The 7964-nt window shown below is 42.5% G+C and carries 7 protein-coding genes; all 7 read right to left on the bottom strand.

All coding sequences use genetic code 11. From position 1 onward, the window contains the following. The coding region (locus tag VN379_RS14705) for a tripartite tricarboxylate transporter substrate binding protein (RefSeq protein ID WP_325535132.1) at positions 1–921 on the bottom strand (921 nt) is incomplete at its 3' end. 219 nt (positions 922–1140) lie between these two features. Further along, a complete protein-coding gene (locus tag VN379_RS14700) occupies positions 1141–2091 on the bottom strand; it encodes a tripartite tricarboxylate transporter substrate binding protein (protein ID WP_325535128.1) in 951 nt (316 codons plus the stop codon). 183 nt (positions 2092–2274) lie between these two features. Next, on the bottom strand, positions 2275–3219 hold the full coding sequence (locus VN379_RS14695) for a tripartite tricarboxylate transporter substrate binding protein (RefSeq protein WP_325535130.1): 945 nt from the start codon (positions 3217–3219) through the stop codon (positions 2275–2277). A 171-nt stretch (positions 3220–3390) separates the two neighbouring features. Continuing rightward, a complete protein-coding gene (locus VN379_RS14690; protein ID WP_325535125.1) occupies positions 3391–4335 on the bottom strand; it encodes a tripartite tricarboxylate transporter substrate binding protein in 945 nt (314 codons plus the stop codon). Between the two features lie 108 nt (positions 4336–4443). Continuing rightward, positions 4444–5952: a tripartite tricarboxylate transporter permease gene (locus VN379_RS14685; protein ID WP_325535123.1), complete on the bottom strand. Its 1509-nt coding sequence runs from the start codon at positions 5950–5952 to the stop codon at positions 4444–4446. Between the two features lie 18 nt (positions 5953–5970). Continuing rightward, the gene (locus VN379_RS14680; RefSeq protein WP_325535121.1) at positions 5971–6387 is read right to left on the bottom strand and encodes a tripartite tricarboxylate transporter TctB family protein; all 417 of its coding nucleotides are present in this window, start codon (positions 6385–6387) and stop codon (positions 5971–5973) included. A 57-nt stretch (positions 6388–6444) separates the two neighbouring features. Next, the gene (locus VN379_RS14675) at positions 6445–7872 is read right to left on the bottom strand and encodes an ATP-binding protein (RefSeq protein WP_325535119.1); all 1428 of its coding nucleotides are present in this window, start codon (positions 7870–7872) and stop codon (positions 6445–6447) included. Between the last annotated feature and the right edge of the window lie 92 nt (positions 7873–7964).

Below are 7964 nucleotides of genomic sequence, written 5' to 3'. Positions count from 1 at the left end.
ATCTACAATATTGGTATCTTTTAGTATTGTTTCGAATTTTTTACTATCAGTTAACCACTTGTCTTGTGTCTCCTGTGAGCTTAAATATTGGACCGGAAGCCCAATATTGCTCATGTTTTTTGTGAATTCGGGATCGGAAATAAGGGCCTTGAATCCTTCAGCCAATTTGTTTTTTATTTGCACTGGAACTTCTTTCGGAACTGCGATTCCATACCAATTGGTTAAAACAACATCTAATCCCTGTTCTTTAAAAGTAGGTATTTGCGCCAGTACTGGGTCGTCTATCCTTTGTTCGCCTGTTACGGCCAAGATCCTAATGGTACCATTCCTGACATGTTCTTTAATTACCATGGGGTTAACAAAACTTAGTTGAACATGTCCACCTAGTAAAGCAGCGGTAGCTTCACCCGCTCCGGAGAAGGGAACTTGCTCTATGCTAATGTTGGCTGTTTGGCCAAACATCTCGCCAAGTAAATGAGGGAATGATCCTATGCCTGAGTGACCAAACTTGAGCTGCCCTGGATGCGTTTTAGCATATTCAATTAGGTCGTTGAGTGTTTGCCATGGTTGACTAGCTTGAACAGCCAACACTGACGATACTGACGCAACCTGAGCAAGGGGGCTTAATGCGGTTGAATAATCATATTTTCCTGAGCCATATATGGGCAATAACAACATATCTGGGCTAGTTATTCCAATTGTGTATCCATCTGCATTTGCTCCAGCTAGTTCATTCCAACCAATGGCACCTGCTCCCCCGGGCTTATTAACCACTATCAGTGGCCGCCCTAAATATTTAGGTGCCAGTTTTTCCAGTGAGCGAGCTGTTAAATCCAAGCCACCACCTACGCTGAAAGGTACAATTACGGTAATTGGTTTTTCGGGGAATTTCGAAGTCGTAGTAACCGGAATGCTTTGTATATCGCTGCAACCTCCCAATATTATTGAGATAAGGAATACCGCTATGGCCGAAATGATTAGTATGTTTTTCTGCACTGCACGCTGGCCTCCTTTTATGCGAAAGAATTTGAGGCTTACTTTAAAAGAGATGAGCCATTCCATTGCGATTTTTTCAGACGAGAAATAATTGGAAAGCTTACATTTTAGAATGAAAGATAAATCGTTATTTAAGATTTAAGACTATTTCCGCTGGGCTTTGATTTTTTCTAGAACACCGCTATCTTGCAGTGTTTTAGAAAGCTTTTGACTATCAGCCAGCCATTTGTCTTGTGATTCTTGAGGTCCTAGATATTGAGCCTTAAGCCCAACATTGTTCATGTTATTCTTAAATTCGGGGTCAGAAATAATTGCTTTGAATCCTTCGGCCAATTTGTTCCTTATCTCTACCGGTACTTCTTTTGGAATTGCGATTCCGAACCAATTATTTAAAGAAATATCAAGCCTTTGCTCCTTGAAAGTGGGTACCTGCGCAAAAATAGGATCATCAACTCGCTGGTCGCCAGTCACAGCCAGAGCTCTTACGGTACCGTTTTTAATATGTTCTTTAATTAGCATGGGATTAACAAAACAAAGCTCAACATGTCCGCCTAATAAGGCGCTAGTTGACTCACCCCCTCCAGAGAAAGGAACCTGCTCAATTGCAATGCCAGCTACTTGGGCAAATGATTCACCTAATACATGGGTAAAGCCACCTATGCCACTGTTAGCAAACTTTAATTTGCCTGGGTGATTTTTTGCATACTCAATTAGGTCATTGAGTGTTTGCCACGGCTGACTTGATTGAACTACCAGTACCAGTGGGACTGCCGTAATCTGGGCGAGAGGCTGCAAGGCGGTTAGGTAATCATATTTGGCTGAGCCATAAAGTGGTAGTAATAGCATGTCCACACCAGTTATGGCAAGCGTGTAGCCATCCGGCGTTGCTCCCGCCAGCTCATTCCACCCAATAGTTCCTGCTCCTCCAGGCTTATTAATAATAACCAACGGCTGTCCTAAATGTTTAGGTGCCATTTTCTCCAACGAGCGGGCTATCAAATCCGACCCTGAGCCTACACTGAAAGGTACGACCATGGTTATAGATTTTTCCGGGAATTTTGTAGTTGCATTAATTGGGATACTCGGATTTTGCATAGTGGCACAACCTCCCAACATTATTGAGATAAGTAATATACTTACTGTCGACAGGATTAGAGATTTTTTCTGCACTTTAGCCTCCTTAATCATCTTTATTCTTCTAAGCCCTTCACGTTATAGGGAAAGTGCTTGGTAGAACCTACAAAAAATGAGCAATTGTTATAGATGGCAAATGTTCACCTATTTTCTCTGGGCTTTGATTTTTTCTAAAACACCGGTATCTTTTAATGTGGTGATAAGTTTTTGACTATCGGCCAGCCATTTGTCTTGGGTTTCCTGAGGGCCTAGATATTGAACAGGAAGCCCAATATTACTCATGTTTTTGGTGAATTCAGGATCGGCAATAAGGGCTTTAAATCCCTCAGCTAATTTATTCTTTACTTTCACTGGCATTTCTTTAGGAACTGCAATTCCATACCAATTGGTTAAAATAACATCTAATCCCTGTTCTTTAAAAGTAGGTACCTGCGCCAGTACTGGGTCGCTTATCCGTTGTTCGCCTGTTACGGCCAAGATTCTAATGGTACCATTCTTGACATGCTCTTTAATTACCATGGGGTTAACAAAACTTAGTTGAACATGTCCACCTAGTAAAGCAGCGGTAGCTTCACTCGCTCCGGCAAAGGGAACTTGCTCAATGGTAATGTTAGCCGATTGGCCAAACATCTCACCTAGTAGATGGGGAAATGAGCCTACACCACCATGCCCGAATTTTAGTTCACCTGGATTCTTTTTTGCATACTTGATTAAGTCATCAAGTGTTTGCCAGGGTTTATTAGCTTGCACTGCCAGGACCATTGGGGATGCTGCAACCTGGGCAATCGGTGCTAAGGCAATTGGATAATCATATTTAGCCGATCCATATAGTGGCAGCAATAGCATATCAATACCAGTTATACCAATGGTATAGCCATCCGGGTTTGCTCCAGCCAATTCACCCCAACCGATCGCACCTGCTCCCCCGGGCTTATTAACGACTATCAGTGGCTGCCCTAAATATTTAGGTGCCAGTTTTTCCAGTGAACGGGCTGTTAAATCCAAGCCACCACCTACACTGAAAGGTACAATTACGGTGATTGGTTTTTCAGGGAATTTCAAAGTTGTAGTGACCGGGGTACTTTGTATATCGCTGCAACCTCCGAGTATAATTGAGAGAAGGAATATCGCTATTGCCGAAATGATTAGGAATCTTTTCTGCACAGTACGCTTACCTCCTTGGTCGTCTTTATTTTACATAGCCTGAAAAGTACTTCTTAGATCTTATAAAAACAATAAGCAGTAGTTGGCAAGTTTAATCTATTTTCTCTGGGCTTTGATTTTTTCTATAACACCGGTATCTTTTAATGTCCTGGTAAGTTTCTGACTGTCGGCCAGCCATTTGTCAAGTGACTCCTGGGGACCAAGATATTGGACTTTCAATCCGGCATTATTCATATTTCTCGTAAACTCGGGATCGGTGATAAGTGCTTTGAAGCCTTCGTTTAACTTAGTTTTTAAATTTAGTGGCATTTCTTTAGGAGCTGCAATTGCAAACCAATTGGTTAAAGTAATATCAAGACCCTGTTCTTTGAATGTGGGTACTTGGGCCAGTATGGGGTCATCTGTACGCTGTTCACCAGTTGCCGCAAGGATTCTTATGGTACCGTTTTTAACATGCTCTTTGACCACTACGGGGTTGACAATAATGAGTTGAACATGGCCTCCAAGTAAGGCGCTCGTTACCTCACTACCGCCAGAGAAGGGAACTTGATCAAGCGTAATACCGGCTTCCTGACTAAGCATCTCACCGAGGACATGGGCAAATGTTCCCACACCGGCGTGAGCAAATTTTAGTTGACCGGGATGTTTTTTTGCATGGGCAATTAGGTCAGCAAGCGTTTGCCAGGGTTGTTCAGCCTGAACCGCCAGTACCATCGGCAAAGCAGAGACCTGAGCAATCGGGCTTAATGCAGTAGGATAATCGTATTTGCCTGACCCGTATTGTGTTAGCAATAACATATCAATAGCAACTACGCCAATTGTGTAGCCATCCGGGTTGGCTCCAGTCAGTTCATTCCAACCAACAGTGCCTGCTCCCCCTGGTTTATTCATAACAACTAAGGGCTGCCCTAAATATTTAGGTGCAAATCTTTCCATTGTTCGAGCTGTTAAATCCATACCTGACCCGGGACTGAAAGCTACAATTACATTAATAGGTTTTTCCGGGTACTTGGTAACAGTAGATGCCGGTTTACTTTGCATATCGGCACAACCTCCTAATAGTACTACAAGAAGAAATAAACATATTGCCGATAACATTAGAGATTTCTTCTGCACTGCATGGTTACCTCCTCACATTATTAACAGATGCTAACAGCTCGCCCCCCTCCGGCGCTTATTGATTTTAATAATCCAGCAGGTTGTGTTATAGAGAATGACTAGAACTCCTATTGCGAAAATGCTGCCCGCAATAGGGCGGGTAAGCATTGCCCAGATATTTCCATCGCAAATGATTAAGCCCCGTACTAACCCTTGTTCCAATCCCGGTCCCAGGATTACACCAATTAGCAACGGACCTGGTTCAAAACCTGTCCGGCGTAGAAAAAAACCGATTATGCCAAAAAGAACAATCCACACCAAGTCAGACATACTATTATTGATGGAATAAGCCCCGGTGAGGGTTAGTAAGGCGATAAGCGGCATCAAAATATTTAATGGCGTTTTGAGTAATTGGACAAAAATACCGATTAATGGCAGATTAATAATCAGTAGTAATATACTGCCAAGATACATACTGGCAATCAAACCCCAAAACAAGTCAGGCTGCTGGGTTATTAGTGCCGGGCCAGGGGTAATACCATGAATCATAAAGCCACTGAGTAAGATAGCTGTAGCACCGCAGAAGGGCAGTCCCAAAGATAATAAAGGGATCATAGTGGCCGAGATAGCAGAGTTATTTGCTGACTCCGGTCCGGCTACCCCCTCAATAGCACCGTGGCCGAATTCAGACGGATTTTTGCTGAAGCGTTTTTCCAGAGCGTAAGATACAAAACTGGAGATTGTTGCTGCCGGACCTGGTAGTAAACCTACCAGAAACCCGACAATACCTCCACGAAACATTGGCGGGACTGAGCGACGCCACTCTTCGCTGGTAGGGTATAAATCCCGCAACCCTATTGATGGCAGGCTGGGAGGAGTAGTTGGCTTTGTCATCACGGTGAGAATTTCCCCAATTCCGAATATACCCATCGCTAAAATGGAAAGTTCAAAACCCCTGTCAAGCTCATCAAAACCCATGGTAAAGCGGCTGATGCCTGACAAGCTATCCAGTCCGATGGTGCCAAGCATAATTCCGACAGCAACCATCATTGTTGACTTGAGCGTAGAAGTACCAGTCAGATTAGTTAGAATGATTAGCCCTACCAGGGCAAGGGCAAAGTATTCCGGTGGTCCAAAGGCCAGTGCCGCCTGTGCTAGAGGCGGGGCGAACAGGGTTAATCCAATTACACCAATGGTACTGGCGATAAATGAGCCAATCGCCGATACGGCCAGCGCCGCACCTGCCCGTCCCCGTTGGGCCATAGGGTAGCCATCCAGGCAGGTAACTACTGATGCAGCTTCTCCAGGGACGTTCAGCAGAATAGAGGTTGTCGAACCACCATACTTTGATCCATAATAGATTCCGGCAAACATAATTAAGGCAGCGGTACTATTCATGCCATAGCTAAAGGGCAGGAGCAAAGCAATAGTGCTGATCGTATCAATTCCTGGTAATACCCCTACCAGCGTACCGATAATAACCCCAATAGTACAGGCCAGCAAATTAGCCGGAATGATGCTAACATAAAACCCTTGCAGCAATAGGTTCAATATTTCCATGGTTTATACCCCCATAACCTATGGTAGTGTAACTGCTAAATAATGACCAAATACAAGATAGAATATAACCGAAGTACCGGCAGCCATTGCAATAGGAACTATCCAGCCCATGGTATCGGCTACTTTAAACAGGTAAAGCAGGAAAATAAACGCGGCAGTAAGATACCCGATAGTATTCAGGATTGTAATGTAAACTAGCAGGCCAATAATGATAAATAGGAATTTAGTCCAGTTGACCGTATCCTGTTTAACCATTTCCGTGCATCGTTGGTTGAAAAGAAGCACTAATGCCAACACGATGCCAACAAAACCTGCCAGATTTGGGAGAAACCCGGATTTAGGTGATTCAATCGTTCCAAAAGTCAGTTGTTGAGCAGCAAACAGATAGATGATACTTCCCAGCAAAAAGGACAGGGTTATAATTCGTTCAGCCATATTTATCACCTCAGTTAGATGAGTTTACTTACTGTTCTGACTAATAGGAGTACATGATTAGGATTGCCTGAAGCCGACTGTAAAGGTTGTCCCTCTTCCCAGGCTGCTTTCAATACTCAGGGTTGCAGAATGGCGTTGTACAATTTGATAACAAATCGCTAAACCTAACCCAGTACCCTGTTCTTTGGTAGTAAAGAAAGGTGTTCCCAGCTTATCCCTGATCTCAGGTGGAATACCGCCCCCACAATCCTGGATAGATAATAGAACTTTCGATTCAACTGATTCAGTATAAATGTTAATTATGCCACTGCCAGGCATTGCATCAAGACCGTTTCGTACCATATTTAAAATAAGTTGCCGGATACTGTTCTGGTCAACAAACACATTAGGGATATCTCCTAACATAACTTTAATCTCACAATTATTACGCATAGCGTCTGCCTGCAGAAGCGGATAAATATCATGGATAATCGTATTTAAGTTTATTTCGCTAAATTCCATGGTCTTATTCTTAGCCAGTGATAAAAATTCAGTAATAATACTGTTGGCACGATCCAGCTCATCAATCATAAGATCGAAGTTTTCTTTTTGTTTTGTAAATTCTTTTTTTATACTCAGAAACTGTAAGAACCCCCGTACGGTTGTCATTGGGTTTCGGATTTCATGGGCAATGCCGGCCGCCATTTCACCGATGATGTTTAAACGGTCCAGTTTTGTCATTTTCTCTGTTTGTTCGCTGATGTGTTTTAGAATAGGGGTAAATTCCTCAATTTCACTTTCATAATTGCAAGTACGACCATCCAGAATTGATTCAGCGAATATCTGAAGATCTTTTTTTAGTTTAACAAACAACTCGCGAAACACAGCGACACATACTAATAACATGAGAAATGCACCTAAAAAAGTACTGATTGTCCTCTTCCAAATCGCCGAGTAAACAGCATCCTGATTGATAGACGCAAATGCATGACCAATAATCACGCCATTTTCACTAATCGGCTTAATATAGGCAAGTGTATTTGCACCATGCCACACAACTGAGTTTTTATTTTTTAATAGTTGATCAGTATTTGCTGCATAGATTGTTTGAAGCTTGCAAGGGTTAATACCGATAAGCAGCGAAGTGTCCCACTGGGGGCCAATAGCAACAATACGTTCGTATTGACGGGAATAAAAACCGAATTTTATCATGTTCATTGGCACAAATATATCATTCAAAATAGGGTGTAGTTCTTTATTGATGGCTAAAACCTGCTCCTGTACCGGTTGCTGAAGGCTAACATGTTGTGCAGCAATGTCCGCAAAGGAACCGGACGGCTTTTTTTGAACAAGAAACTCGGTAATAGACATAAGCAAAGCGATATTCTTATTGTTTTCTTCTTGTACATAGAGCCAATGATTATATGCGGTAACAGTGATCATCAACAACAAAACAACAAAAACTATTTTAAAGTTAAGCCTTGTTGTTAGATTGGTTTTCTTCATCGTTTCCGGCTCCTCAAAATAGTGTATACCTCACATTTTCCATTTTTCAACGTCATTGTTGCTGTCATTACATAATGAATGATATATTTTCC

The sequence above is a fragment of the Sporomusa sp. genome, from assembly GCF_035561255.1.
Lineage (GTDB): Bacteria > Bacillota > Negativicutes > Sporomusales > Sporomusaceae > Sporomusa.
This window is presented reverse-complemented; position numbering and strand designations above follow the sequence as displayed.